At 72.3% G+C, this 26114-nt stretch carries 21 protein-coding genes and 1 other RNA gene; 14 read left to right on the forward strand and 8 right to left on the reverse strand.

Going from position 1 to position 26114, the window contains the following annotated elements:
• Positions 1-25 precede the first annotated feature (25 nt).
• Positions 26-427, forward strand: coding sequence for a hypothetical protein (locus ACT7CP_RS06440; protein WP_445443804.1), 402 nt, complete (start codon positions 26-28; stop codon positions 425-427).
• Positions 424-966, forward strand: coding sequence for a pilus assembly protein TadG-related protein (locus ACT7CP_RS06445; RefSeq protein WP_445443805.1), 543 nt, complete (start codon positions 424-426; stop codon positions 964-966). The genes ACT7CP_RS06440 and ACT7CP_RS06445 overlap by 4 nt, the downstream gene beginning before the upstream one ends.
• Before the next feature lie 24 nt (positions 967-990).
• On the opposite strand, the gene ACT7CP_RS06450 is transcribed toward ACT7CP_RS06445, so the two are convergent.
• The gene (locus tag ACT7CP_RS06450) at positions 991-2304 is read right to left on the reverse strand and encodes an MFS transporter (protein ID WP_445443806.1); all 1314 of its coding nucleotides are present in this window, start codon (positions 2302-2304) and stop codon (positions 991-993) included.
• Positions 2305-2379: 75 nt separating this feature from the next.
• On the opposite strand from ACT7CP_RS06450, the gene prfB reads away from it, so the two are divergent.
• The 5 genes from prfB (at position 2380) to ssrA (ending at position 7191) form a co-directional block, all read left to right on the forward strand.
• A complete protein-coding gene (prfB, locus tag ACT7CP_RS06455; RefSeq protein ID WP_445443807.1) occupies positions 2380-3483 on the forward strand; it encodes a peptide chain release factor 2 in 1104 nt (367 codons plus the stop codon).
• A 75-nt stretch (positions 3484-3558) separates the two neighbouring features.
• A complete protein-coding gene (gene ftsE, locus ACT7CP_RS06460) occupies positions 3559-5208 on the forward strand; it encodes a cell division ATP-binding protein FtsE (RefSeq protein WP_445443808.1) in 1650 nt (549 codons plus the stop codon).
• Entirely contained in the window at positions 5205-6122 is a 918-nt protein-coding gene (gene ftsX / locus ACT7CP_RS06465) for a permease-like cell division protein FtsX (RefSeq protein ID WP_413963305.1), read from the forward strand. Before ftsE ends, ftsX begins: the two co-directional genes overlap by 4 nt.
• A gap of 66 nt (positions 6123-6188) precedes the next feature.
• Positions 6189-6665, forward strand: coding sequence for an SsrA-binding protein SmpB (gene smpB, locus ACT7CP_RS06470; RefSeq protein ID WP_012037997.1), 477 nt, complete (start codon positions 6189-6191; stop codon positions 6663-6665).
• A 150-nt stretch (positions 6666-6815) separates the two neighbouring features.
• Positions 6816-7191: a transfer-messenger RNA gene (gene ssrA, locus ACT7CP_RS06475) on the forward strand.
• Positions 7192-7285: 94 nt separating this feature from the next.
• Here the strand turns inward: ssrA and ACT7CP_RS06480 are convergent.
• The 3 genes from ACT7CP_RS06480 to ACT7CP_RS06490 are packed head-to-tail and all read right to left on the reverse strand — an operon-like array spanning position 7286 to position 11210.
• Positions 7286-9097 carry an ABC transporter permease gene (locus ACT7CP_RS06480; RefSeq protein ID WP_413963304.1) on the reverse strand — a complete coding sequence of 604 codons (1812 nt, stop codon included), beginning with the start codon at positions 9095-9097 and terminating at the stop codon, positions 7286-7288.
• 2 nt (positions 9098-9099) lie between these two features.
• Complete coding sequence (locus ACT7CP_RS06485) at positions 9100-10128, reverse strand: ABC transporter ATP-binding protein (RefSeq protein ID WP_445443809.1); 1029 nt, start codon at positions 10126-10128, stop codon at positions 9100-9102.
• On the reverse strand, positions 10128-11210 hold the full coding sequence (locus ACT7CP_RS06490) for an extracellular solute-binding protein (RefSeq protein WP_445443810.1): 1083 nt from the start codon (positions 11208-11210) through the stop codon (positions 10128-10130). Before ACT7CP_RS06490 ends, ACT7CP_RS06485 begins: the two co-directional genes overlap by 1 nt.
• A 239-nt stretch (positions 11211-11449) precedes the next feature.
• Between ACT7CP_RS06490 and ACT7CP_RS06495 the strand changes: the two genes are divergently transcribed.
• Positions 11450-12934, forward strand: coding sequence for an MFS transporter (locus tag ACT7CP_RS06495; protein ID WP_445443811.1), 1485 nt, complete (start codon positions 11450-11452; stop codon positions 12932-12934).
• A 28-nt stretch (positions 12935-12962) separates the two neighbouring features.
• Here the strand turns inward: ACT7CP_RS06495 and ACT7CP_RS06500 are convergent, their stop codons facing one another.
• From ACT7CP_RS06500 to aroA, 3 genes are read right to left on the reverse strand one after another with little or no spacing between them, the layout of a single operon-like run.
• The gene (locus ACT7CP_RS06500) at positions 12963-13775 is read right to left on the reverse strand and encodes an inositol monophosphatase family protein (protein WP_445443812.1); all 813 of its coding nucleotides are present in this window, start codon (positions 13773-13775) and stop codon (positions 12963-12965) included.
• A 36-nt stretch (positions 13776-13811) separates the two neighbouring features.
• The gene (gene rsgA, locus ACT7CP_RS06505) at positions 13812-14876 is read right to left on the reverse strand and encodes a ribosome small subunit-dependent GTPase A (protein ID WP_307501957.1); all 1065 of its coding nucleotides are present in this window, start codon (positions 14874-14876) and stop codon (positions 13812-13814) included.
• Positions 14873-16327: a 3-phosphoshikimate 1-carboxyvinyltransferase gene (aroA, locus tag ACT7CP_RS06510; protein ID WP_445443813.1), complete on the reverse strand. Its 1455-nt coding sequence runs from the start codon at positions 16325-16327 to the stop codon at positions 14873-14875. Before aroA ends, rsgA begins: the two co-directional genes overlap by 4 nt.
• Before the next feature lie 131 nt (positions 16328-16458).
• Between aroA and ACT7CP_RS06515 the strand changes: the two genes are divergently transcribed.
• From ACT7CP_RS06515 to ACT7CP_RS06525, 3 genes are read left to right on the forward strand one after another with little or no spacing between them, the layout of a single operon-like run.
• Positions 16459-17217: a sigma-70 family RNA polymerase sigma factor gene (locus tag ACT7CP_RS06515; RefSeq protein WP_413963298.1), complete on the forward strand. Its 759-nt coding sequence runs from the start codon at positions 16459-16461 to the stop codon at positions 17215-17217.
• Entirely contained in the window at positions 17214-17456 is a 243-nt protein-coding gene (rsrA, locus tag ACT7CP_RS06520) for a mycothiol system anti-sigma-R factor (RefSeq protein WP_307501948.1), read from the forward strand. Before ACT7CP_RS06515 ends, rsrA begins: the two co-directional genes overlap by 4 nt.
• Before the next feature lie 35 nt (positions 17457-17491).
• Positions 17492-17932: a GNAT family N-acetyltransferase gene (locus tag ACT7CP_RS06525; RefSeq protein ID WP_094115595.1), complete on the forward strand. Its 441-nt coding sequence runs from the start codon at positions 17492-17494 to the stop codon at positions 17930-17932.
• 98 nt (positions 17933-18030) lie between these two features.
• On the opposite strand, the gene ACT7CP_RS06530 is transcribed toward ACT7CP_RS06525, so the two are convergent.
• Complete coding sequence (locus ACT7CP_RS06530; protein WP_445443814.1) at positions 18031-21849, reverse strand: multifunctional oxoglutarate decarboxylase/oxoglutarate dehydrogenase thiamine pyrophosphate-binding subunit/dihydrolipoyllysine-residue succinyltransferase subunit; 3819 nt, start codon at positions 21847-21849, stop codon at positions 18031-18033.
• A gap of 186 nt (positions 21850-22035) precedes the next feature.
• Between ACT7CP_RS06530 and ACT7CP_RS06535 the strand changes: the two genes are divergently transcribed.
• From ACT7CP_RS06535 to ACT7CP_RS06545, 3 genes are all read left to right on the forward strand, one after another.
• Positions 22036-23475: a GMP reductase gene (locus tag ACT7CP_RS06535; protein WP_445443815.1), complete on the forward strand. Its 1440-nt coding sequence runs from the start codon at positions 22036-22038 to the stop codon at positions 23473-23475.
• A gap of 113 nt (positions 23476-23588) precedes the next feature.
• The gene (locus ACT7CP_RS06540) at positions 23589-25019 is read left to right on the forward strand and encodes a hemolysin family protein (RefSeq protein WP_445443816.1); all 1431 of its coding nucleotides are present in this window, start codon (positions 23589-23591) and stop codon (positions 25017-25019) included.
• Positions 25012-26055, forward strand: a complete 1044-nt coding sequence (locus ACT7CP_RS06545; RefSeq protein ID WP_445443817.1) for a hemolysin family protein — start codon at positions 25012-25014, stop codon at positions 26053-26055. Before ACT7CP_RS06540 ends, ACT7CP_RS06545 begins: the two co-directional genes overlap by 8 nt.
• Positions 26056-26114: the final 59 nt, after the last annotated feature.

The raw sequence follows: 26114 nt of genomic DNA on the forward strand, positions 1-26114 counted from the left end.
TCGGGGGTCGGCGTCGCTCGAGCTCATGACCGCCGGCGTCCTCCTGCTCGTGCCGCTCGTCTACCTCGTCATCGCCCTCTCGGCCGTCCAGGGCGCGGCGCTCGGGACGGAGGGCGCGGCTCGTCAGGCGGCTCGCGTCTACGTCCGGGCCGACGACGACGCGTCCGGGCGGCGGGCGGCCCGCGCGGCGGTCGAGGTCGCGCTCGCCGATGAGGGCGTGGCGCCCGACGGCATCGCGCTCGACATCACCTGCACCCCGGATCCCCGGCGATGCCACGCGCCGCGCTCGCTCGTGCGCGTCTCCGTCCGGGTCGCGGCGGCGCTGCCGCTGGCTCCGGCCGTCGCGGGCCCGGACGCACCCGGCTCGGTGACGGTGCGGGGCGATGCCGACGAGCGCGTCTCCGTCTTCGCGCGGCCGGCGCGATGACGCCCGCGCGCCGACGGCGGCCACCGGTCGCCCCCGCGACGGGCCCGTGGGCGGCGTCCGCGGACGAGGGATCGATCCTTCCGCTGGTGATCGCGTCCTGCGCGCTCGGCCTGGCCGTGATCCTGATGGTGTCGGCGGCGTCCTCCCTCTACCTCGAGCGGGTGCGGCTCTTCTCCCTCGCGGACGCCGCCGCGCTGGCGGGCGCCGAGTCCTTCGACGTGGACGGCGACGGCCACCCGGCGGCGCCGAACGCGGACGGCGACGGCATCGCGCTCCCGCCCCTCACGGACGACGGCGTCGCCGCCGCGGTCGCGGGCTTCCTGGCCGACGAGCCGACCGACGGCCTCCACGACCTCCACCTGGACGGCGCCGTCACGCCCGACGGCCGGAGCGCCCGCGTCACGCTGTCCGCCACCTGGATCCCGCCGGTCGCGTCGCTGCTGGCCCCGGGCGGCGTGCGCATCGACGTCACCAGCACGGCCCGCAGCGTGCTGGTCGGGCCGGGAGGCGCCCCGGCGGGCCCGGCCGGCGGCGGCTGATCCGCGCGCGCGTCGCCGGGTGGGTCAGCGCGCGGGTCTCGGCTTCCGCGGCACGTACCGCGGCACGTACCGCACGAGGATCCCGGCGCCGATGAGCCCGAGCACCCCCATCACCCCGCTCGCGATCGTGAGCGACGCAGCCCCGGTGATCGCGGCGATGAGGAGCGGGCTGGCCGCGCTGCCGGCGTCGCCCGTGAACCGCCACGCGCCGAGGAAGGGCGCCGGGTCGTCCTTGGGCGCGAGGTCGGAGCCGAGGGTCATGAGGATCCCGGACCCGATGCCGTTCGCGACCGACATGAACATGGCGACGCCGATGAACCACTGCACGCTCGTCGGCAGGCCGGGCGTGAACGCGAGCACGAGGTAGCCGATGCCGAGCCCGACCATCGACGGCACGGCGCTCCACAGGCGGCCGAAGCGGTCCATGATCTGGCCGCTCGCGTAGAAGAGGGCGAAGTCCACGCCGCCCGCGATGCCGATGATGAGCGCCGTGTTCGCGTCCGAGATGCCGATGCTCACGGCCCACAGGGGGAGGAGCACGCCGCGACCCGCCCGCATCGCGCCGATGAGGGCCGCGCCCGAGCCGAGCTTCACGAGCACGCCCTTGAAGCGCCAGAGCGTCCGGCCGAGACCCGCCGAGCGCTTGGCCGCCGCAGCGGGAGCGGTGCCGGCGGCCGCGGCGACGGACTCGTCGTCCTGCGGCTCGCCGGAGGTCGCGGGTGCCGCGCTCTGCAGGTCGGCGGCGCGGTTGCGGCGCACGACGTCCATCGGGTCGGGCAGCACCAGCAGCGTCACGGCGGCCGCGAGGCACGCGACGATGTGGATCGCGAACGCCGACTGCGACGCCCCCGTCAGGTGGATCACCGCGGCCGCGAGGAACGGACCCACGAAGTACCCCGCGCGGAACGTGCCGCCGAGCGTCGACAGCGCGCGGGCCCGGTACGCCTGCGGCACGAAGCTCGTCATGAAGGCGTGCCGGGCCAGCGCGAACACCGCGGTCGAGACGCCGATGAGGAAGACGCCCACGCCGAGCACGAGCGGGTTCGGCGCGAGGAGGCACAGCACCAGGCCGCCGATGGAGACGAAGGCCGCGCCGATCATCGCGGTCCGCTCGCCGATCCGGCTCACCACGGAGCCGCTCGGGATGTCGCCCACCAGCTCGCCGAGCATGATCATGCCGCCGATGAAGGCGGCGATCGCGAGCGAGGCGCCGAGGCTGCCGGCCACGATCGGGATGATGGGGATGATCGCCCCCTCGCCGATGGAGAACAGGAGCGCGGGGAGCAGCGCCGGGAGCGCGACCGCGCGCAGGGAGAAGGGGGTCTCGGGGGTCGACATCGCCCCCGAGCCTACGCGCGGGCGCACCCGTCCCCGGACGGCCGTGACGGCCCGGACGGTAGGCTGGGCGGCACCATGATCGACCAGGACTTCTCTTCGCGGATCACAGAATTGCGCGACACCTACTCCAACATCCGCTCCGTCGTCGGCGTCGAGCGCCTGCAGCAGGAGGTCGAGGAGCTGAGCGCCCAGGCGGGCGAGCCGGACCTCTGGGACGACACCGAGAAGGCCCAGAAGGTCACGAGCGACCTGAGCCACCGCCAGTCCGAGCTGAAGCGCATCGATGAGCTGCAGCGCCGCCTCGACGACCTCGACGTGCTCGTGGAGATGGCCAAGGACGACGAGGAGTCCGCCGAGGAGGCGGTCGTCGAGCTCGACGGCATCACGAAGATCATGGACGAGCTCGAGGTGCAGACGCTGCTCAACGGCGAGTTCGATCCGCGCCCCGCCGTGGTCACGATCCGCGCGGGCGCCGGCGGCGTCGACGCGGCCGACTTCGCCGAGATGCTCATGCGCATGTACCTGCGCTGGGCTGAGCAGCACGACTACCGCGCCACCGTGCTCGACACGTCCTACGCGGAGGAGGCGGGCATCAAGTCGGCGACCTTCGAGATCGACGCCCCCTACGCCTTCGGCACGCTGTCGGTCGAGGCCGGCACGCACCGTCTCGTGCGCATGAGCCCCTTCAACTCGGCCGGCAAGCGCCAGACGTCGTTCGCGGCCGTCGAGGTCGTGCCGCTCATCGAGCAGACCGAGTCCATCGAGATCCCCGAGAACGACATGCGGGTGGACGTCTTCCGCTCCTCCGGCCCCGGCGGCCAGTCCGTGAACACGACCGACTCCGCGGTGCGCATCACCCACCTGCCCACGGGCATCGTCGTCACCTGCCAGAACGAGAAGAGCCAGATCCAGAACCGCGCCGCCGCCCTCCGGGTGCTGCAGTCGCGCCTGCTCCTCGTGCAGCGCGAGCAGGAGGCGGCCACGAAGAAGGAGCTCGCCGGCAACATCACGGCGAGCTGGGGTGACCAGATGCGCAGCTACGTGCTCGCGCCGTACCAGATGGTCAAGGACCTCCGCACGGAGCACGAGGTCAACAACCCGTCGAACGTCTTCGACGGCGACCTCGACGGCTTCATCTCCGCGGGGATCCGCTGGCGGAAGTCGCCCGAGCGCGCCTGAGAGAGTGCGGCGGACCGCTCCCCGCGGTGAGTCGATGCGGCGATTGACCGGTCCCGTGCCTAGGGTCGTACCGACATGATCAGGTTCGACCACGTATCCAAGGTGTATCCCGGCAACCCCCGACCGGCGCTGAGCTCCGTCGACCTCGAGATCCTGCGGGGGGAGTTCGTCTTCCTCGTCGGCGCATCCGGGTCCGGCAAGTCCAGCTTCCTGCGTCTCGTGCTCAAGGAGGACCGGCCCACCCAGGGCACGATCCACGTCCTGGGCCAGCAGCTGAACCAGCTATCGAGCCGCAAGGTCCCGTACTACCGGCGCAGCCTGGGGGTGGTGTTCCAGGACTTCCGGCTGCTCCCCAACAAGTCGGTGTTCGACAACGTCGCCTTCACCCTCCAGGTGATCGGCAAGTCACGCGGCTTCATCCAGGAGGCCGTCCCCGACGTCCTCGCCATGGTGGGCCTGCAGGGCAAGGAGCAGCGCCTCCCGCACGAACTCTCCGGCGGCGAGCAGCAGCGCGTCGCGATCGCGCGCGCCGTGGTCAACAAGCCCGCCGTGCTCCTCGCCGACGAGCCGACCGGCAACCTGGACCCCCTCACGAGCGCGGGCATCATGCAGGTGCTGGAGCGGATCAACGCCAACGGCACCACCGTGATCATGGCCACCCACGACTCCGGCATCGTCGACCAGATGCAGAAGCGCGTCATCGAGCTGATCGGCGGCGAAGTCGTCCGCGACGAGCTCGGCGGCCAGTACCAGACGTCGGCGATCGACCTGCCCCGGACGGCCGAGAACCCGGTCGGCGTGAACCCGGAGCACCCGCCCGTCGCCGCGCCCACGCCGGTCTTCGTGCCCGCGGCGCCGCTGCCGGCGCCCGTGCGATCGACCGCGCCCGCGGAGCCCGCCTCCGGAGCGGAGCGCCGCGAGCAGGCACGCCGCGACAAGCAGCGCCGCGCCGACGAGAAGGCGCGTGCGAAGGAGGAGGCGGCCCGCGAGGCCGCCGCCGCCAAGGCCGCCAGGAAGGCGCCGCGGAAGTCCGCGGAGAGCGCCGCGGCTCCGGCCGCCGTCGCCGCGCCCGTGACGCCGCCCGCGCCCGCCGCGTCGGACGCGGAGGCCGCGCCGATCGTCCCCGCCACCGCGCCCGCCCGGGAGGCGGAGCCCGCACGCGAGGCGCCGACGCCCCGGGCCGACGAGCCCGCGCGAGCACCCCGGGAGGACGCTCCGGCCTACGCGCCGTCGGCGTTCGCCGAGGCCGCACGCGTGGATCCCGCGCCCGAGCGCGAGGCCGACCGCGACCGACCCGTCCCGGTCCCCGAGGACCGCCCGCAGCCCGGACCCCCGGAGCCCGTGCGTCCCGAGCCCGTCCGCCGGGAGCCCGTCGAGCAGGCGCCGTCCCGCGCGATCCCGGTGATCCGGGACGAGTCGCCCGTCGCGGCCGAGGCGCCCGTCGTCGACGACGCCCCACCGGCCCCGCCGACGCAGCCCAGCCGGCGCAACGGCGGGGGAGCGGCCCCCGCGGCCCCGAGCACCGGATCCATCCGGCGGCTCCCCGAGGGGACCGGCGTGATCCGCCTCCCCGACCTGTCCGACGGGCAGGGCGGTGCCGCGCCCGCGGACGGACGCGACGACGCCGAGCTCGCCGAGCTCGGACTGGCCGAGAAGCTGGGCCTCCGTGGCCGCGGCGAGTCGCCGGACGACACCGGTGCACAGGATGTGGGGCCCACGCGATGAGACTCGGACTCGTCCTCTCCGAGGTCGGCCACGGCCTCCGTCGGAACGTCAGCATGGTCGTCTCGGTCGTGCTCGTCACCTTCATCTCGCTCACGTTCGTGGGCGCCGCCGTCCTGCTGCAGATGCAGATCGGCCAGATGAAGAACTACTGGTACGACCGCGCGCAGGTCGCCATCGACTTCTGCACCGACACGTCGGTGCCGAGCGAGACGTGCGTGAACGGCAAGGCCACGCAGGAGCAGATCGACGCAGTCGAGGAGCGCCTCGACAGCGACACGCTCGCCCCGTTCATCGACAAGTACTACTTCGAGGACCAGGACACGGCGTACGCGAACTTCCAGGAGCAGTTCAAGGGCGATCCCGTCACCGAGCTGGTGCAGCCCGAGTTCCTCAACGAGGCGTTCTGGGTGAACCTCAAGGACCCGTCGAAGTCCGACATCCTGAGCGACAGCCTCTCGGGGCTCGCGGGCGTCGAGAACGTGACGGACCAGCGGCAGTACCTCGACCAGATCTTCTCGATCCTCAACGCCGCCAGCCTCACCGCCGTCGGCATCGCGGGGCTCATGCTCGTGGCCGCCGCGCTCCTCATCGCCACCACCATCCGGCTGTCCGCGTTCTCGCGGAGACGGGAGCTGGGCATCATGAGGCTGGTCGGGGCGTCGAACCGCTTCATCCAGACCCCGTTCATCCTCGAGGGCGTGTTCGCCGCCCTCATCGGGTCGGTGCTCGCGAGCGCCGCGACGGTGGCGCTGGTGCGGTTCTTCGTGCAGGGCTTCCTGAGCTCGAGGCTCACGTCTATATCGCTCGTGAACATGGACGACGCGCTGCTCGTCGTGCCCATCCTGCTGGGGGTCGGCGTCGTGCTGGCGGCGGTGTCCGCGAACTTCGCCATCAGCCGCTACCTGCGGATCTGATCCTCCGGTAGGCTGATGGGCTGCCCGGTTCCGGGCACTCCACCCCCGATCATCGAGGAGTCCACCGTGCCCAGGGAACGTGGCGAGAAGGTGGTGGCGACCAACCGCAAGGCGCGCCACGACTACACCATCGAGTCGACCTACGAGGCGGGCCTCGTGCTCACCGGCACCGAGGTCAAGTCGCTCCGCCAGGGTCGCGCCTCGCTCGTGGACGGCTACGCGTTCGTCGACGCCGGCGAGGCCTGGCTCGACGCGGTGCACATCCCCGAGTACAACCAGGGCACCTGGAACAACCACCCCGTGCGGCGGAAGCGGAAGCTCCTCCTGCACAAGGAGCAGATCCTCAAGATCCACTCCAAGGTGAAGGAGGGCGGCTACACGGTCGTCCCGCTCCAGCTCTACTTCGTGGACGGCCGGGCCAAGGTCGAGCTCGCCATCGCGAAGGGCAAGAAGGAGTACGACAAGCGCCAGACGCTCCGCGAGCGCCAGGACAAGCGCGAGGCGGACCGCGCCATGTCGTCGCACCGCCGGCTCGGCGAGTAGTAGGCGCCCGCCCGTCCTCACGGGTGGTGCGGCCGCCTCCGGTCGGCTATCATTGAGGGCTGGTCGGGGTTCGCTCCGGCCGCGATTGACAACTCGACAGCGTGGAACATGCGACCCGGCTCGGGCACCAGCAGGTGCACGGTCGTGCATGGGGATGATCGGTTTCGACATTGCCTGCAAAACTGCGAGAAGCGGGTCGAGGATGCAGGGCTATCTCGTAAACGCTCTCTGCAAAATACAACTGCCAATAACAAGCAGTCGTCCTTCGCTCTCGCTGCCTAAGCGAGCGCACTAACAGGACCGTCGACCCGGTGATGCTCTCTATCCGGTAAGTCGGCGTCAGATTAGGGAGCTCGCTGCGCGGTCGTGCCTCAGGGCCGCGCGGGACTCGAACTGAGGCTGGGCCCGTCGGATCAGACGCCAGGAGCAAGTTCCGGGGCCGAGTAGGACGCCTTTCCTGGATACACCCGTAGAAGGCGCAGGCTTACAGCAGTGGACCGGGGTTCGATTCCCCGCATCTCCACCATCGCGTCGCATGTCCCACGCTCGTCGAGAGGCCGGATCCGTCCGGCGGAGAAGAGGCCCCGTCCACCAGGACGGGGCCTCTTCTGCGTCCCCGGTCAGCCGACCGGCGCGCGCGGCGCGGCCGGGGCGGGGGCGCCCGGGTCGGACGTCGCGAGGGCCGGCGCCGTGGTCTCCAGCGCGGGCGATCCCGTCCGGCCGCGTCGCCGCTTCCGGCCACCCGACCGCCCGTACACGAGGTACATCGTGAGGCCCATGATGATCATGAGCAGCACCGTGTAGACGAACGTGATGCTCATCGAGTCGAGGTTCGCCTCGCCCTCCGTGCTCGCCTTGATCGCGATGCCGAGCGGCTCGTACAGCGGCTGGTAGAGGAATACCGCCGCGTCGTAGTCGTCGAGCAGGCTGTTGAAGTTGAGCGCCGTGATCGCCGCGACCGTCGGGATGACGAGAGGCACCAGCACGCGCCGGAACGTCGTGAGCGACCGCGCCCCGAGGATCCGCGCGGCGTCCTCGAGCGACTGCGGCACGCTCGCGAACGCCGCCTTCAGCAGCCGGAGCGTGAAGGGCACCTTGACGATGATGTACGCCACGAGCAGCAGCCAGGTCGTGCCCGTGAGCACCTGCCCGCCGATGAGCGGCTGCGGCCGGTCGAAGGTCTGCAGGAGCGCGAGCGCGATGAGGATCGTCGGCAGGATCCACGGGATGTGCAGCAGGTACTCGATCGTCGCCGTGGCCCAGTTCCGGTTCCGCTGCACGAGCCGGGCCACGAACAGGAGCCCCGCCACGACGATCACGGCGGCCAGCGCGCTGTACACGAGGCTCACGACGAACGGCCGGAGCACGTCCGGGGAGCCGAGCACGGTCGCGTAGTTCCCGAGCGTGAACGAGTCGAGCGTGATCGTCCCCGTCTGGACGCTCTTCGAGTCGAGGAACGAGAAGAGCACGATGAGGAGCACGGGCAGCGCGTAGACGACGAACAGCGCGTAGGCGACCACGTGCACGACGGCGTTGACCACGGGGTTCCGGATGCGCTGCTTCTGCAGCGGCGTCGCGACCTTGGCGACCGAGAAGTACACGCCCGACTTCTCGACGCGGTTCATGATCGCCAGCAGCACGATCGTCGCGACGCCCAGCACGATCGCGAGGAGCGCCGCGAGGTCCCGGGAGCTGGAGCTCTTGGAGAACGTGACGATCATGGGCGCGACCGTCTGGAAGCCCGTGCCGCCGAGCACCAGGGGAGCGGTGAGCGCCCCGAGGCCGGTGAGGAACGTGAGGACCGTGACCGCGAAGATCATGGGGCGCAGCGCCGGCAGCACGATGCGGAAGAGGATCCGGCCGGTGCCCGCGCCCATGCTGCGGGCCGCCTCGATGGTCTGGTGGTCGATGGCCGCGAGGGAGGAGCGGAGGAACAGCATGTGGTTCGTGGTGGTCGCGAAGGTCATCACGATGACGACCGCGAAGTAGCCGCTGAACCAGTCGGGGTCGAGGTCCGGGAACGCGCGCTGCGCGATCGCCGTGACGAACCCGTAGCGGCCGTAGATGAAGTTGTAGCCGGCGGCCAGCACGATGCCGCCGTAGATGAGCGTCGTGGCGTAGCCGAGCCAGAGCACGCGGGATCCGCGCACCACGAAGTACTCGGTGACCAGCACGATGAAGATGCCGACCACGTTCACCGTGACGGCGAGCGTGACGGCCAGCAGCAGGCTGTTGCCGACGCTGCGCATGGCCCGGTCGGAGCTCACGAGCTTCTCCAGCGCCCGGCCGCTGAACGACCCGTCGGGGAAGAACGTGGTGACGAGGAGGTTCGCGTTCGGGAAGACGAGGAACGTGACGATGAACCACAGCGCGGCGATGAGCACCACGACGCCGAGGGGGGAGCGCAGCAGCGCGCGGACGGGGGTGCGCACGGCTACGACCGGTACCGGAGGATCGCGGACGGGTCGATGCCCACGGCGACCTCGGTGCCGGGGGCCAGCGGCGGCGCCCCCGTCTCGGCGACGAGCGCGTCGACGGTCTCGTCCCCGAGGTCGACCCGGTAGGTGCTGTACGAGCCGTGGTACGAGCGCTCGGCGACCACGCCGTCGAGCCGCACGCGGCCCGCGTCGACGGGGACGGCGTCGCGCGCCTGCACGGAGACGCGCTCGAGCCGCACGTAGGCGCGGTCCGAGGAGTCGAGGCCGGAGGCGCCGGCCGCGCGCAGGCGCGCGACGGTCGCGGTGCCGAGGGCGTTGATCGCCCCGACGAAGGTCGCGACGAACTCGGTCGCGGACCGGTCGTAGATGTCCTCCGGCGTGCCGACCTGCTCGATCCGCCCCGCGTCGAAGACGGCGATGCGGTCGCTCATCGTGAGCGCCTCCTCCTGGTCGTGCGTGACGTAGACCGTGGTGATCCCGAGCCGCGACTGCAGCCCCTTCAGCTGCTCGCGCAGCTGCACGCGGAGCTTCGCGTCGAGGTTCGACAGCGGCTCGTCGAGCAGGAGGATCCGCGGCTCGAGCACGAGCGCGCGCGCGATGGCCACGCGCTGCTGCTGGCCGCCCGAGAGCTCCGCGACGTTCTTGTCGAGCTGGGCGTCGCTCAGCTCGACCTGGTCGGCCATCGCGCGCACCAGCCGGTCGGTCTCCGCCTTGCCGGCCTTCCGCACGGTGAGGCCGAACGCGATGTTCTGGCGCACCGACATGCTCGGGAAGAGCGCGTAGTTCTGGAACACCATCCCGACGCGGCGCTTCTCGCTCGGCAGCCGGGTGGCGACCTGCCCGTCGATCACGATGTCGCCGCGGCTCGGCTCGACGAACCCCGCGAGGGTCCGCAGCGCCGTCGTCTTGCCGCATCCGGAGGGCCCGAGGAGGGTGAAGAACTCGCCCTCGTGGATCTCCAGGTCGAGCCCCGGGATCGCCACCTGGTCGCCGAAGCGCACCTCGACGTCGTCGAAGCGGATCATCAGGGCAGGTACTCCAGCTCGGTCTTCTCGACCCAGTCCGCGATGTGCTCGCGCACGAAGCCGTAGTCGACGTCCTGCTTCTCCAGCGACTCGATGAGCTCGGTCACGGCGGGGAGCGCCTTCTCCCGGGCGACGGTGTTGACCGGGTAGCTCGAGAACTCCTCCGCGAACGCGCCCTGCACGTCGGCGCCGCCGAACCAGTCGATGAAGGCCCGGGCGCGCTCCTCCTTCTTCGTGCCGGCGATCTCGGCGATCTGCTCGGTCACGAACGGCACGCCGGCCTTCGCGGGGACGACCTCGGTGGTGGTGCCGTACTGCGCGTCGCGCGCCGCGATGCCGCTCGACGGCAGGGTCCCGAAGGACACCTCGCCGCGCGACAGGCGCGCGTAGAGGTCGGTGCCCTCGACGGAGGGCGAGCCGTTGGCGAAGTAGTCCTCGACGACCTTCCATCCCTCGTCGCTGATGCCGAGGTCGCCGTCCGGGTCCTCGTACGGCGCCAGGAGGCCCGCGAGGATGAGCTGCGGGGTCGCCTCGCCGAGGCGCGTGTTCACCTCGTACTTCCCCTCGTACTCCGAGGAGTAGAGGTCGGTGGCGTCCTTCGGCACGTCGCCGCCCGAGGTCTGCTTCGCGTCGTGCACGGTGACGATCGCCTGCTCCACGAGCGGCCAGTACGCGCCGTCCTCCGGGTCGCCGGCGGCCTGGTCGACCTCGCCCGACCACGCGGGCGTGTAGGCGGTGATGGCGTCCTCCGCCTTGAGGTTCTCGAAGTACATGTTGTTGAGGCCGAACACCACGTCGCCCACGGGGTTGTTCTTCTCCGCCACGATGCGGTTGGCGAGGTCCGCGCCGCCGAGCCCGACGATCTGGATGTCGAAGCCCGCCTTCGCCGCCTCGGCCGTGACCCAGTCGCCGCGGCCGTCGCCGTTGGAGTTCGTGTAGACGATGAGGGTGTCCCCGGAGGCGGGCGACGCCGCGGGATCCGCCGGGCCGCTGTCACCCGACGAGCCGCACCCGGCGAGGACGAGCCCGGCCGCGACGGCGGCGGCGAGGGAGGCGGTGAGACGGCGGGAGCGGTTCTTCATGGTGTCCTCTCGGAGGGAGCACGTCGGTGTGCTCGCGGGCGATCGCACCGTTCCGGCACGAAGTCCCCACCCTATGAGCGGGGACCTCGGCCGCCGGATCCGGAGGTCGCTGTTGGCTCGCTGTTCAGCATAGGGACACCGACCCCATCTCCCCGGATGAGGAGGAGGCTGGTCGAGGGCAGGTCGCCCCCGCTCGCGGGAGCGGGAATACATAGCCCGTGTATGGGATTCGATATCGCATGACCGGACGCACCACCACGGGCCCGACCCCGACCGCCGACGAGGACCGCACGCGCTGGCAGGCCTTCTGGGTCTGCGTCGGCGTCGCCGCCCTCACGATCCTCGACCTCTCGAAGGTCAACGTCGGCCTGCCGTCGATCGAGGAGTCGCTCGGCGCGGGGTCCACCGACCTCCAGCTCATCGTCGCGGGCTACGCGCTCGCGTTCGGCCTCGCGCTCGTGCCCGCGGGCCGCCTCGGCGACATCCGGAGCCGCCGCCTCATGTTCGTGATCGGCCTCAGCGCCTTCACGCTCGCGAGCGCGCTCTGCGCCGTCGCGCCCGACGTGAGGACGCTCGTGGTGGCGCGCATCCTGCAGGGCGTGGCGGCCGGCATCCAGATGCCGCAGGTGCTCGGCCTCATCCAGCAGCTCTTCCAGGGGGAGGAGCGGGCACGCGCGTTCGGCCTGTTCGGCGCGGTCGTCGGCGTCTCCACCGCGTTCGGCCCCACGGTCGGCGGGCTCCTCATCCAGCTCGGCGGGCCCGAGGACGGCTGGCGCCTGCTGTTCTGGATGAACATCCCGCTCGGCATCGCGGCGATCCTCTTCGCGCTCAAGCTGCTGCCGCGCCGGCAGGCGCGGCCCGCGGGGAAAGTGGGCCTCGATCCCGTGGGCGTCGTGCTCCTCGGCGTCGCCACCTTCGCGCTCATGCTGCCCTTCGTGCTCACCACGGGCGGCCCGGACGACGACCCGCGCCGGTGGCTGTCGCTCGCGGTCGCGGCCGTCGCGGCCGGTCTCTTCGTCGCATGGGAGCGGCGCTACGCGGCGGGCGGACGCTCGCCCGTCGTCCACTTCGACCTCTTCCGGCTGTCGTCGTACCGCAACGGGATCCTCATCGCCACGGCCTACTTCGCCGCGATCCCCGCGGTCTTCCTCCTCACGACGCTCTACCTGCAGCAGGGCCTCGGCCTCGCGCCCGTCTTCGCCGGCATGGTCGGCATCCCGTTCGCGCTGTCCTCCGCGGTGACCGCGTGGATCGGCGGACGGCTCGTCTCCCGGCTCGGCCGCCAGCTCGTGGTGATCGGCCTGGCGATCGTGGCGGTCGGCATCACGCTGCTGCTGCTCGCGGCGATCCTCACCCCGCGCGAGGCGACCCCCTGGGCCATGGCCGCGGCGATGCTCGTCGCGGGCGTCGGCGCGGGCTTCGTCATCTCGCCGAACCAGACGCTGACGCTCGCCGAGATCCCGGTGACCGAGGGTGGCGTGGCCGGCTCCATGGCGCAGGTCGGCCAGCGCGTCGGCACCGCGGTGGGCGTCGCGGCCGCCTCGGCGATGTTCTTCAGCACGCTCTACGCGGAGGCCGCGGGCGAGACGGACGCGGGCCTCGCGGTGTACCACGACGGGTTCCGGAACGGCTTCCTCGTGACGATCGCCCTGGTCGCCGTGGCGCTCGCGCTCGGGCTCGTCGACCTCCGGCAGCGCCGCCGGCAGCGCACCGCGACGGCCTGAGGCACCAGGGGCCCGACGGCGGGCGCGGCTAGCGCGCGACGACCGCCAGCACGGCGTCGTGCAGGTGCCCGTTGGTGGCCAGCGCGGATCCGTGCCACGGCCCGGTCTCGCCGTCGACGGAGGTGAAGCGGCCGCCGGCCTCCTCGATCACGGGGATGAGCGCGGCCATGTCGTAGGGCTTGAGGTCGTGCTCGCCCGCGATGTCGAGGAGGCCCTCGGCGAGCAGCATGTAGGCCCACATGTCGCCGAAGTCCCGCGAGCGCTTGACGCGCGCGGACAGGTCCAGCAGCTCGTCGAGGCGGTCGGCGTCGCGCCAGCGCTGCACGCCCGCGACGCTCATCGAGGCGTCCTCGAGCCGGGCGACGTCGGAGACGCGGATCCGCCGCTCCTGGGACGTCGTGGCCTGCCCGAGCGTGTCGTCGACGTACGCGCCGAGGCCCGTCGCGCCCCACCACCGGCGACCGAGGGCGGGCGCGCTCACGACGCCCACCACGGGGACCCCGTCGACCGCGAGCGCGATGAGCGTGCCCCAGACGGGCACCCCGCGCGCGTAGTTGGAGGTCCCGTCGATGGGGTCGACGATCCACTGCCGGGACGACGACCCCGACGTGCCGTACTCCTCGCCGAGCACGCTGTCGTGCGGGCGGCTGTCGGCGATGCCCGCGCGGATCGCCCGCTCGACGGAGCGGTCGGCGTCGGTGACCCAGCTGGAGTCCGCCTTCGTCTCGACGGCGAGGTCGGCGGAGCGGAAGCGGTCGAGCGAGATCTCGTCGGCCATGTCGGCGAGCTCCCGCGCGAGCCGGAGGTCGGACGAGAGGGAGTGCAGGGGTTCGGAGGCCACGGGGTCGAGCCTAGCGATCGGCCCCCGGGCCGCCGGTCACTCGCCCTTGCCCGCGTCCGACCGGTTGCTGACCAGGTGCTGCAGGGAGTGCAGGCGCTCGCGTCCGGCATCTCCCAGCTCGCCCGCCTCCACGCGGTCGACGATCTCCCAGTCGTGCGCCTCCGTGAGCGGGATCCCGCCCGGCGGCTCGCCCTCGGGCAGGTGCGCGTAGCTGGCGAACGACCGGAGGATGTTCGCCGGATCCACGTGGCCGAGGCCGAAGGAGCGCACGCCCGGGGTGTCGATGATCCAGCCGTGCCGGCCCTCGCCCGTCTCGACCCGCATCGAGACCGTGGAGCTGGAGGTGTGGCGTCCGCGGCCCGTGACCTGGTTGACGACGCCGGTGGCCCGCTTGGCGGCGGGCACGAGCGCGTTGACGAGCGTGGACTTGCCGACGCCCGAGTGGCCGACGGCGACGGTCGTGCGGTCGGCGAGGAGGGCGCGCAGCTCGTCCAGCGGGACGTCGTCGGAGCGGCTCAGCACGATCGGCACGTCGAGCACGCGGAAGTGGGCGGCGAAGGGCGCGGGATCGGCGACGTCGGCCTTCGTGATGCAGAGGATCGGCTGGATCCCCGCGTCGAACGCCGCGACGAGGTACCGGTCCACGAGGCGCGCGCGCGGCTCGGGCTCGGCGGCCGCGACGACGATGAGCATCTGGTCGGCGTTCGCGACGATCACGCGCTCCACGGCGTCGGAGTCGTCGGCGCTCCGCCGCAGCAGCGTGCGGCGGGGCGCGATCCGGACGATGCGCGAGAGGCTGCCCTCGTCGCCCGAGGTGTCGCCCACGATGTCGACCCGGTCGTTGGTGACGACGGCCTTCTTGCCGAGCTCGCGGGCGCGCGTCGCGGTGAGCGTGTGCTCCTCGGGCGTGTCCTCGCCGACCAGCACGCCGAAGCGGCCCCGGTCGACGTTGAGCACGCGCCCCTCGACGGCGTCCGTGTGCCCGGGCCGCTGCTTGCTCCGCGGCTTGTTGCCCTTGGGGTTCGGCCGGACCCGCACCGAGGACTCGTCGTAGGCGTCCCAGACGCCGTCATCCTCCTCGGGATCCGCGAGCCAGCTCACAGGAGCCCGCCGAGCGCGCCGGGGCCGGTGAGTCCGCCGAGTGCGAGCGGGTCGACGACGGCGCGGGGAGCGCGCCCGAGGAGGGCGCCGACCCAGAGCTCCGGGAACTCGGGGAGCGTCTTCGCGGTGGTGCCGATGTCGTCGATCTCCACGCCCGGCACGGCGAGGCCGATGATGGCCCCGGCCGTCGCCATGCGGTGGTCCTCGTAGGCGCGCCACGGGCCGCCGTGCAGGGGCGCCGGCTCGATCGCGAGCCCGTCCGCCAGCTCGGTGACGGACCCGCCGAGCGCCGTGATCTCCGCCGCCAGCGCGGCCAGGCGGTCGGTCTCGTGCCCCCGGAGGTGCCCGATGCCCGTGATGCGGCTCGGCCCGTCCGCGAGGGCGGCGAGCGCCACGAGCGCGGGAGCGAGCTCCCCGCCCGTGCTGAGGTCGAGGTCGACCCCGGGGATCCGGCCGCCCGCACGGAGCCCGGGCCCCCCGTCGACGACCAGGGCGTCGCCCTCGCGCGTGACGGTGGCGCCGTACCTCGGCAGCAGGTGCGCGAGGTCGGCGCCGACCTGGGTCGTCTCCGCGGGCCAGCCCGGGACGGCGACGCGGCCGCCGGCGACGATGGCGGCGCAGAGGAACGGCGCGGCGTTGGAGAGGTCGGGCTCGATGCGCACCTCGCGCCCGGCGATGGGAGCCGGCGGCACGATCCAGAGGCCGGGCTCCGGGCTCTCCACGACGACGCCGCGCTCCGCCAGCGTGCGGATGGTCATCTCGATGTGCGGCATGCTCGGCAGGCTCGCGCCCGTGTGCCGGAGCCGCAGCCCCTCGGTGAACCGGGGCGCGGCGAGCAGGAGGCCGGAGACGAACTGGCTGGAGGCGGACGCGTCGATGGCGATCTCGCCGCCGGGCACCGCGCCCGTCCCGTAGAGGCTGAAGGGGAGCGCGCGCCGGCCGTCGTCGTTGACGTCGACGCCGAGGGCCCGGAGCGCCTCGATGGTCCCCGACATGGGGCGGCGGCGGGCGCTCGGGTCGCCGTCGAAGGAGACCGGGCCGAGCGCGAGCGCGGCGACGGGCGGCAGGAAGCGCATGACGGTGCCCGCGAGGCCGCACTCGATCGTGATGCCGCCCGCCAGCTCGGCCGGCATGATGCGGAGGTCGGGCCCGAAGGCGCCGTCGCCCTCGACCTCCTCGATCACGGTGCCGAGGGACCGCAGCGCCTCGACCATGAGGCGCGTGTCCCGGGAGCGCAGCGGCCTGCGGAGGACGGAGGGGGAGTCGGCGAGCGCGGAGAGCACGAGCTCGCGGTTCGTGAGGCTCTTGGACCCGGGCAGCGGCACGGTCGCGTCCAGCGGACCCTCGGCGACCGGCGCGACCCAGGGGCCGTCGTCCGTCGGCACCGGCTGGGTCGTCCGGTCGTCGTCGTACGGGCTGAAGGTGGGACCGGAATACCTGAAGATCTCCATGGGTTCACCAGAGTACCGGGCACGCGTCCGGCAGGCCCGGATCCCGGGCCGGGAAGGACACCCCCGTGATCACGAGGACAGCACCGGCGGCCCCGTCCGCCGAGCTCGTGCGCGCCGTAGAATCTGCCTTGATGGCCAATTCAGGGAACACCAGTCACGACGCGCAGGCCCCCACCGCCGGGGGCGACGCCCCCGTCGCGTCGGCCGCGCCCGCGGAGCTCGTGGAGGCCGTCGTGCTCTCCACCGAGGAGGCCGCGGACCAGCAGGAGGCGGAGCGCGCCGAGGCGGAGGAGCCGCGCGCGGCCCAGCCCGGCGACAACCGCGAGCTCTTCGAGGAGCAGGCGCTCCCGTTCATCGACCAGCTGTACGCCGCGGGCCTGCGCATGACGCGCAACCCCGCCGACGCGCAGGACCTGGTGCAGGAGACCTTCGTGAAGGCCTACACGGCGTTCCACCAGTTCAAGCAGGGCACGAACCTCAAGGCCTGGTTGTACCGGATCCTCACGAACACCTTCATCAACAACTACCGCAAGAAGCAGCGGGACCCGTACAACGGCACCATCGACGAGCTCGAGGACTGGCAGCTCGGCGGGGCCACCTCCGCCACCGCGACCACCACGCGCTCGGCCGAGGCCGAGGCGATCGACCACCTCCCGGACAGCACCGTCAAGGACGCGCTGCAGTCCATCCCCGAGGACTTCCGGATGGCCGTGTACTTCGCGGACGTCGAGGGCTTCTCCTACCAGGAGATCGCCGACATCATGAAGACCCCCGTGGGCACCGTCATGAGCCGCCTGCACCGCGGCCGACGGATGCTGCGGGGCCTCCTTTCCGACTACGCGCGCGAGCGGGGCATCTCCACCGCGCACCTCACTGGAGCGACCAAATGAGCGACTGCGGCTGCGACAAGGCCAAGAAGGATCTCGAGGAGTACCTGCACCACGAGCTCGACAAGGCGGACGCCGCGGACATCCGCGAGCACATGGCGAACTGCCCCGACTGCGCACGCGAGCACCGCGTGGGCGTCGTCCTCCGCGACACCGTGCGCCGCGCGTGCACGGAGGCCGCGCCGGAGGACCTGCGCACGCAGGTCATGCAGAAGCTCCGGGCGATCCAGGCCACGCACTGACCGGAGCGCGTCGGCGCGGCCGCTAATCTCGGCATGTGACCAACGCCATCCAGTCCCTCGGGACGCCCTCCCCGTCCGACCTGACCGTCATCGTCGAGCTGCTGAGGCTGCTCGACTACGAGGTCGACGAGGAGCGCGTCGCGGCGCGGCTGTCGCGGATGACCGCCGCCGCCGGCCACGAGACGTGGGTGGTGCGCGACGACGCCGGCGAGATCGCCGGGCTCGCGGGCGGCCACCTCATGTGGGGGCTCGCCGACGACGAGCCGATCGCCCAGCTGATCATCCTCGTGGTCCGCGAGGGCCGGCAGGCCGGCGGCATCGGCTCCGACCTCATCCGCCACTACGAGGCGTGGGCGCGCGAGCACGGCGCGACGCGCTTCCTCGCCACCTCGGCGGCCGCGCGCGACAACGTCACGCGCTTCTACGCCCGCCGCGGGTACCACGCGTCCGGCATCCGGTACTCGAAGCTCGGCTGACGCGCGATCCGACCGCGGCGCGCCGCCCCCGCACGACGAGAGGCCCGATCCCCTGGGGGACCGGGCCTCTCGTCATGCGGGGGCGGCGCCCGCGCGCGTCACTCGGCGGTGGCGCGCGCGATCAGGTCCGCCTGCTCGGTCGCGTGGCGCTTGCTCGAGCCCGCGGCGGGCGAGGCCGCGGCCGGGCGTGACACGACGCGCGCGGGGCGGTCGGGCAGGACCCGGCCGAGCTCCACGTGCACGAACGGCCAGGCGCCCTGGTTCTCGGGCTCGTCCTGGACCCAGACCACCTCGGCGTCCGGGTAGGACGCGACGACACGGCGCACCTGCTCCTCGGGGAACGGGTAGAACTGCTCGAGCCGCACGAGCGCGACGGACGCGTCCTGGCGCTTCTCCAGCTCACCGAGCAGGTCGTAGTGCACCTTGCCCGAGTGCAGGAGCACGCGGCGGACGGCGCCGCGGTCCTGGATGCGGACGTCGTCGATGACCGGCTCGAAGCGGCCCGAGGTGAAGGCCTCGACGTCGCTCGTCGCGCCGCGCAGCCGCAGCATGGCCTTCGGCGTGAAGACCACGAGCGGGCGGCGGGGGCGCGAGTACGCCTGGCGACGCAGCAGGTGGAAGTACGACGCGGGCGTCGACGGCCGGGCGACGGTCATGTTCTGCTCCGCGCACAGCTGCAGGAAGCGCTCGATGCGCGCCGACGAGTGGTCCGGTCCCTGGCCCTCGTAGCCGTGTGGCAGCAGCAGCACGACGCTCGAGCGCTGGCCCCACTTCTGCTCGGCCGAGGAGATGAACTCGTCGATGACGATCTGGGCGCCGTTGGCGAAGTCGCCGAACTGGGCCTCCCAGAGCACGAGCGCGTCGGGCCGCTCGACGGAGTAGCCGTACTCGAAGCCCATCGCCGCGTACTCGCTGAGCAGCGTGTCGTAGATCCAGAACCGCGCCTGGCGGTCGCTGAGGTTCGCGAGGGGCAGCCACTCCTGGCCGTTGTCCCGGTCGTGCAGCACCGCGTGGCGCTGCACGAAGGTGCCGCGGCGCGAGTCCTGCCCGGCGAGGCGGACGGGGGTGTTCTCCAGCAGCAGCGAGCCGATGGCGAGGAGCTCGCCGAAGGCCCAGTCGATGGATCCGCTCCGGCTCATCTCCAGCCGCTTGCGCATGAGCGCCTGCAGCTTCGGGTGCACGGAGAAGCCCTGCGGCGGGTTGTCGTGCGCGTCGCCGATCGCCTGGATGACGGACTCGGACACGCCGGTCGTCTCGGGCTCGCCGTGGCCGTCGTCCTGCTGGGAGTCGGGTCGCTCGAGGTCGGAGACCGCGCCGGCGTCGTCCGTCTGGATGGGGATGGACGAGGTCTGCGCCGCGTGCGTCTCGGCGAAGGCGCGCTCCAGGCGGTCCTGGAAGTCCTTCTGCGCCCCGTCGTACTCCTCCTGCGTGATGTCCCCGCGGCCGACGAGCGCCTCCGTGTACAGCTTCCGCACCGAGCGCTTCGCCTCGATCAGGTTGTACATGAGGGGCTGCGTCATCGACGGGTCGTCGCCCTCGTTGTGGCCGCGACGGCGGTAGCAGACGAGGTCGATGACGACGTCCTTCTTGAACTCCTGGCGGAACTCGAAGGCGAGGTGCGCGACGCGCGCGACGGCCTCGGGGTCGTCGCCGTTCACGTGGAAGATCGGCGCCTGGATGCTCTTCGCCACGTCGGTGGAGTACACCGACGAGCGGGACTCCGACGGCGGGGTCGTGAAGCCGACCTGGTTGTTGATCACGATGTGGACCGTGCCGCCCGTGCGGTACGCGCGCAGCTGCGAGAGCTGGAGCGTCTCGAACACGACGCCCTGCCCGGCCATGGACGCGTCGCCGTGCACGAGGATCGGCAGGACGGAGAAGGTCCCGATGGGCTTCCGGTCCTGCTTCGCGCGGACGATGCCCTCGAGCACGCCGTTGACGGCCTCGAGGTGCGACGGGTTCGCCGCGAGGTACACGGGCATCTCCTCGCCGTGGACGCCGCGGAAGGTGCCCTCGGTGCCGAGGTGGTACTTGACGTCGCCGGATCCCTGCACGGTGCGCGGGTCCTGCGTGCCCTCGAACTCGCGGAAGATCTGGCCGTAGCTCTTGCCCGCGATGTTGGTGAGCACGTTGAGGCGGCCGCGGTGGGCCATGCCGATCGCGACCTCGTCGAGGCCGTGGTCCGCCGCGCCCTGGAGCAGCGTGTCGAGGAGCGAGATGGTGGACTCGCCGCCCTCGAGGCTGAAGCGCTTCTGCCCGACGTACTTCGTCTGCAGGAACGTCTCGAAGGCCTCCGACTCGTTGAGCTTGGAGAGGATGCGCATCTGCTCGTCGTGCGTCGGCTTCGCGTAGGGCTGCTCGACCTTGCCCTGGATCCAGCGGCGCTCGTCGGGCTGCTGGATGTGCATGTACTCGATGCCGATGGTGCGGCAGTACGAGTCGCGCAGGATGCCGAGGATCTCACGCAGGAGCGCCTGGCGGCGGCCGCCGAACCCGTCCGTGACGAACTCGCGGTCGAGGTCCCAGAACGTGAGCCCGTGGTTCGTGATGTCGAGGTCGGGGTGCGTGCGCTGCTGGTACTCGAGCGGGTCGCAGTCGGCCATGAGGTGGCCGCGCACGCGGTAGGAGTTGATCAGCTCCTGCACGCGGCTGGTCTTGGAGACGCGCTCGGAGAGGTCGACGTTGATGTCGGTGGCCCACTGGATGGGGTCGTACGGGATGCGGAGCGCCGCGAAGATGTCCTCGTAGAAGCCGTGCTGGCCGATGAGGCGCTCGTGCACGATCTTGAGGAACTCGCCGGAGCCGGCACCCTGGATCACGCGGTGGTCGTACGTGCTCGTGAGCGTGATCGTCTTGCCGATGCCCAGCTCGACGAGCGTCTTGGGGGAGGACCCCTGGAACTCGGCCGGGTACTCGAGGGCGCCGGCGCCGATGATGGCGCCCTGGCCCTTCATGAGGCGCGGCACGGAGTGGACCGTGCCGATGCCGCCCGGGTTCGTGAGCGAGATGGTGGTGCCGGCGAAGTCGCCCGCGGCGAGCTTGTTGCCGCGCGCCTTCTTCACCAGCTCCTCGTACGCGACGAGGAACTCGCCGAAGGTCATCGCCTCGGCGCCCTTGATGCTCGGCACGAGGAGTGCGCGGGTGCCGTCCGGCTTCGGCATGTCGATGGCGATGCCGAGGTTGATGTGCGCCGGGGAGACGACGCTCGGCTTGCCGTCGACCTCGTCGTAGTGCACGTTCTGGCTCGGGAACTCCTTGAGCGCCTGGATCAGCGCCCAGCCGATGAGGTGCGTGAAGGAGACCTTGCCGCCGCGGGCCCGCTTGAGGTGGTTGTTGATGACGATGCGGTTGTCGATCATCAGCTTCGCCGGGATCGTGCGGACGCTCGTCGCGGTCGGGATGGTGAGCGACGCGTCCATGTTGGTCGCCAGGCTCTTCGCCATGCCGCGGAGCGGCGTGACCTCGTCCTCGCCGGGCGGGGTGGGCTCGGCGCCCTTCTTGGCCGGCGCCTTCGCCGGGGCCTGGGCGGGGATGGGCTGCTGCTTCGGGGCGATGCTCGTGGTGCGCGCGGCGGGCTGGCCGCCGGCCGCGGGCTGCTGCGCCGCCGCGTCGGGCTGGCCGGCCGACGCGGGGGCGGGCGTCGGCGCCGGGGTCCCCGTGTTGGTCGCGGCGGGAGCGGTCGTCTCGTCCGACTCCGGGATCTGCGGCTCCGCGGTGTCGTCGCCGGTGGCCGGCGTCTCCTCGCGGCCCTCGATCACGGTGCTGTGGTAGTTCTCGAGGATCGGCCACCAGCTGCGGTCGACCGAGTCCTTGTCGACCACGAACCTCTCGTACATCTCGTCGACGAGCCACTCGTTGGCTCCGAAGTCGCCCGTGGAACCGTCATCGGTCCCCGTACCAGTCACCTGGCTCGACACAGTTGATCGCCCGCTCTCTTGCTGTTGGTCGTCTGCCTCGCGCGGCCCGTTCGCGTCCGCGCGTCCACGATGACCCAGCCTAAACCTTCCCCCGGTCGGGCCGAGGGGAGCGGCGCGTCGGGCGGACGCTCCCGCCCGGCGCGCCCGGCCCTGGTGCGCGCGCGGACGGCGGTCTACCGTCGGGGCATGAGGTTCACCGGAGAGGCTCCCGCGCACGACCTGACGTACTCGGACGTGTTCCTGAGCCCGGGCCGGTCCGACGTCGGCAGCCGGATGGACGTCGACCTCGCCCCGGGGGACGGGACGCCGTGCACCATCCCGGTCGTCGCGAGCAACATGGGCTCCGTCACCGGGCCCCGGCTCGCGGCCGTGCTCGCGCGACGCGGAGGCATCGGGATCCTGCCCCAGGACCTCCGGCCGCAGGAGCTGGACGCCGCGATCCACCGGGTCAAGGACCAGCCCGTGGCCTACGACTCGCCGCTCGAGCTGCCGGCCGACGCGACCGTCGGCCAGGCGCGCGAGCTCCTGCCGCCGCTCGCGGGCCACGGGATCGTCCTGCGCGACGCCGACGGCGGCATGCTCGGGTGCCTCGAGGGGACCCAGCTCGCCGGCGTGCCCGACGGGATGCGGCTCGGCGACCTGCCGCACGGCGCGCTGGCCTCCCTCGACGCCGACGACGTCCCCACGGGCCGCGCGGCCTTCGACCTCATGCACGCCGCGGGCATCGACTTCGCGCCCGTGCTCGCGCACGGCCGGCTGGTCGGGACGCTGAGCCGCCGCAGCGCCCTCCGCTCCACCGTCTACGCGCCCGCCGTCGACGCGCACGGCCGGCTGGCGGTGGGCGCGGCGGTCGGCGTCAACGGGGATCCGGTCGGCCGGGCCCGCGCGCTGCTCGCGGCCGGCGTCGACGTGCTCGTGCTGGACACGGCACACGGCCACCAGGAGGCGATGCTGCGCGCCGTCCGCGACGTGCGCGCCCTCGACCCGCACGTGCCGCTCGTCGCCGGCAACGTCGTGACGGCCGAGGGCGCGCGCGACCTCGTGCGGGCGGGCGCGGACATCGTCAAGGTCGGCGTGGGACCCGGCGCCATGTGCACCACGCGCATGATGACCGCCGTCGGCCGCCCGCAGTTCTCGGCCGTGCTCGACACCGCGGAGGCGGCGCGCGCGGACGGTGCGCTGGTCTGGGCCGACGGGGGCGTGCGGTACCCGCGGGACGTCGCGCTCGCCCTGGCCGCGGGCGCCGCGAGCGTGATGATCGGGTCCTGGTTCGCCGGGACGGTCGAGTCGCCCGGGCGCATCCTCGTGGACGACGACGGCGGCCTCGCCAAGGAGAGCTGGGGCATGGCGTCCACCCGCGCGGTGCAGGAGCGCTTCGGCCGGCGCGAGGCGTTCGAGCTCGCACGGCGGACGCTCTTCGCCGAGGGGATCTCCACGAGCCGGATCCGGATCGACCCGCTGCGCCCCGGCCTCGAGGACCTGCTCGACACGATCACCTCCGGCGTCCGCAGCGCGTTCGCCTACGCCGGGGCGCGCACGCGGGCCGAGTTCGCGGAGCGGGCGGCCGTCGGGATCCAGTCCGCGGCGGGCTACGAGGAGGGCAAGCCGCTGCCGGTGGGCTGGTGAGCCCCGATATGATCGACGGACGATGGACGACCCCCCTCCTGCTCATACGCCCTGTCCCCGCGCGACCCACCACCTGAGGCCGGCCGCGCGCCCGGCGCCCGGGGGCCGCTCCCGTGCATGAATGGCTCCTCCTCGCCGTCGGTCTCCTGCTGACCCTCGGCACCGGCCTCTTCGTGGCCAGCGAGTTCGCGCTCGTCAACCTCGACCGCTCCGACCTCGAGAAGCGGCAGGAGCGCGGTGAGAAGCGCCTCGGCCCGCCCATCCGGGCGCTGCGCATCACCTCGACCCACCTCTCGAGCGCCCAGCTCGGCATCACCCTCACGACGCTGCTCACCGGCTACACGATGGAGCCGGCGATCAGCCGCCTGCTCGCGGAGCCGCTGACGGCCGCCGGCCTGGCCGAGGGGCTCGTCTCGCCGGTCTCGACCGTCGTCGCGCTCGTCGTGGCGACGCTCCTGTCGATGATCATCGGCGAGCTCGTCCCCAAGAACTTCGCGCTGGCGCTGCCGCGGGAGACGGCCAAGCTCGTCATCCCGTTCCAGGCGCTGTTCACGACCGTGTTCAAGCCCGCGGTGCTGCTGCTCAACAACAGCGCCAACGGGATCCTGCGGCTCGTCGGCATCGAGCCCAAGGAGGAGCTGTCGGGCGCGCGCTCGGCCGAGGAGCTCTCCTCGCTCGTCCGCCGCTCCGCGCTCGCCGGCCTCCTCGAGGACGACACGGCGATGCTGCTCAGCCGCACGCTGCGCTTCGCCGACCTCACCGCGTCCGACGTCATGACGCCGAGGCTCCGCGTGAAGTCGGTCGAGCGCACCGACAGCGCGCAGACGGTGATCGAGCTGGCCATGACCACGGGCTACTCGCGCTTCCCCGTCACGGACGACGGCGTCGACGACGTCATCGGGCTCGTGCACGTGAAGCAGGCCGTGGCCGTGCCGCGGGAGAAGCGGTCGCTCGTGCCCGTCACGGCGCTGCAGTCCGAGGCGATCCGCGTCCCCGAGACCATGAAGCTCGACGACCTGCTCGGCGAGCTCCGCGGCCGCGGCTTCCAGATGGCGGTCGTGGTCGACGAGTACGGCGGCACCGCGGGCGTCGCGACCCTCGAGGACCTGGTCGAGGAGCTGGTCGGCGAGCTCGCCGACGAGCACGACCGCACGAGGGCGGGCGTGGTCCGCTCCCGCGACTCGCTCACCTTCCCGGGCATGCTCCGGCCGGACGAGCTCGTCGAGCGCACCGGCCTCCGCATCCCCGACGAGGGCCCGTACGAGACCGCCGCCGGCTTCGTCATGAGCGAGCTCGGCCGCCTGCCCGTCGTGGGCGACGAGCTGGGCCTCGAGACGGGGACGCTGCGGGTCGAGCGCCTCGACGGCCGCCGGATCGACCGGATCCGCTTCACGCCGTTCCCCGAGCCCGTCGCCACCGCGGTGGGCACCACGCGCGCCGAGCGCCAGGCCGACCGCCAGGAGGCGCGTCAGGCCGATCGGGAGGCGGGCCGCCAGGCGGACGCGGAACGCGCCGCCAGCAGGAAGGAGCCGTCCCGTGGGTGAGTACGCCGGGGGGATCATCGCGCTCGTCGTGCTGCTCGCCGTCAACGCCTTCTTCGTCGGCGCCGAGTTCGCGGTCATCTCCGCGAAGCGGTCGCAGATCGAGCCGCGCGCGGAGGAGGGCAGCCGCGCCGCCCGCGTCACGCTCTACGCCATGGAGCACGCGACGCTCATGCTCGCGACCACGCAGCTCGGGATCACCGTCTGCTCGCTGCTGATCCTCAACGTCTCCGAGCCGGCGATCCACCACCTGCTGGAGATCCCGCTCGGCGCGACCGGGCTGCCCGAGGAGGCGATCTCCACGATCGCCTTCGTCATCGCGCTCCTGATCGTCTCGTTCCTGCACGTCGTGCTCGGCGAGATGGTCCCGAAGAACATCTCGTTCTCGGTGCCGGACCGGGCGGCCCTGCTGCTCGCGCCGCCGCTCGTCGGGATCGCGCGCGTGGTGAAGCCGCTCATCGTGGCGCTCAACGCGATCTCCAACGCCGTGCTCCGGCTGTTCAAGGTGGAGCCGAAGGACGAGGCCGCGAGCGCGTTCACGCTGGACGAGGTGCAGGGCATCGTCGACCAGTCGACGCGCGAGGGGCTCCTGGAGGACCGGGCGGGCGCGCTCACCGCGGCCTTCGAGTTCACGGGCAAGAAGGTGCAGGACATCGCCATCCCGCTCGGCGCGCTCGTGAGCCTGCCCGAGACCGCGTCCCCGTCGGACGTCGAGCGGGCCGTCGCCCGCCACGGCTTCTCGCGCTACGTGCTCGTGGACGAGGCGGGCGAGCCGTCCGGCTACCTGCACCTCAAGGACGTCATCGACCTCGACGAGGCTGACGAGTTCGTGCGGCCCGTCCCGGCCAAGCGGGTCCGCCAGCTCGTCTCGGTGTTCGAGGGCACCGAGCTCGAGGACGCCCTCGCGATGATGCGCCGCTCCGGCGCGCACCTCGCGCGCGCCTTCACCGAGGCGGGCGAGACCACGGGCGTCCTGTTCCTCGAGGACATCATCGAGGAGCTCGTCGGCGAGGTGCAGGACGCCACCCGGCGCGCCTGACCCGCGGAGACGACGACGGCGCGGCACCCGGGAGGGTGCCGCGCCGTCGTGCGTGCGGG

This window comes from Clavibacter rahimiani, assembly GCF_052654495.1.

What these genes read in the sequence shown, in the direction of transcription:
- prfB (WP_445443807.1), top strand. Translation starts at nt 2,380, where the DNA reads ATGATCGACCAGGACTTCTCTTCGCGGATCACAGAATTGCGCGACACC.
- rsrA (WP_307501948.1), top strand. Translation starts at nt 17,214, where the DNA reads ATGAGCGACTGCGGCTGCGACAAGGCCAAGAAGGATCTCGAGGAGTAC.
- ACT7CP_RS06445 (WP_445443805.1), top strand. Translation starts at nt 424, where the DNA reads ATGACGCCCGCGCGCCGACGGCGGCCACCGGTCGCCCCCGCGACGGGC.
- ACT7CP_RS06485 (WP_445443809.1), bottom strand. Translation starts at nt 10,128, where the DNA reads ATGATCCGCTTCGACGACGTCGAGGTGCGCTTCGGCGACCAGGTGGCG.
- ACT7CP_RS06440 (WP_445443804.1), top strand. Translation starts at nt 26, where the DNA reads ATGACCGCCGGCGTCCTCCTGCTCGTGCCGCTCGTCTACCTCGTCATC.
- ACT7CP_RS06535 (WP_445443815.1), top strand. Translation starts at nt 22,036, where the DNA reads ATGAGGTTCACCGGAGAGGCTCCCGCGCACGACCTGACGTACTCGGAC.
- ACT7CP_RS06490 (WP_445443810.1), bottom strand. Translation starts at nt 11,210, where the DNA reads ATGAAGAACCGCTCCCGCCGTCTCACCGCCTCCCTCGCCGCCGCCGTC.
- ACT7CP_RS06515 (WP_413963298.1), top strand. Translation starts at nt 16,459, where the DNA reads ATGGCCAATTCAGGGAACACCAGTCACGACGCGCAGGCCCCCACCGCC.
- aroA (WP_445443813.1), bottom strand. Translation starts at nt 16,327, where the DNA reads ATGGAGATCTTCAGGTATTCCGGTCCCACCTTCAGCCCGTACGACGAC.
- ACT7CP_RS06495 (WP_445443811.1), top strand. Translation starts at nt 11,450, where the DNA reads ATGACCGGACGCACCACCACGGGCCCGACCCCGACCGCCGACGAGGAC.
- ACT7CP_RS06450 (WP_445443806.1), bottom strand. Translation starts at nt 2,304, where the DNA reads ATGTCGACCCCCGAGACCCCCTTCTCCCTGCGCGCGGTCGCGCTCCCG.
- ftsX (WP_413963305.1), top strand. Translation starts at nt 5,205, where the DNA reads ATGAGACTCGGACTCGTCCTCTCCGAGGTCGGCCACGGCCTCCGTCGG.
- ftsE (WP_445443808.1), top strand. Translation starts at nt 3,559, where the DNA reads ATGATCAGGTTCGACCACGTATCCAAGGTGTATCCCGGCAACCCCCGA.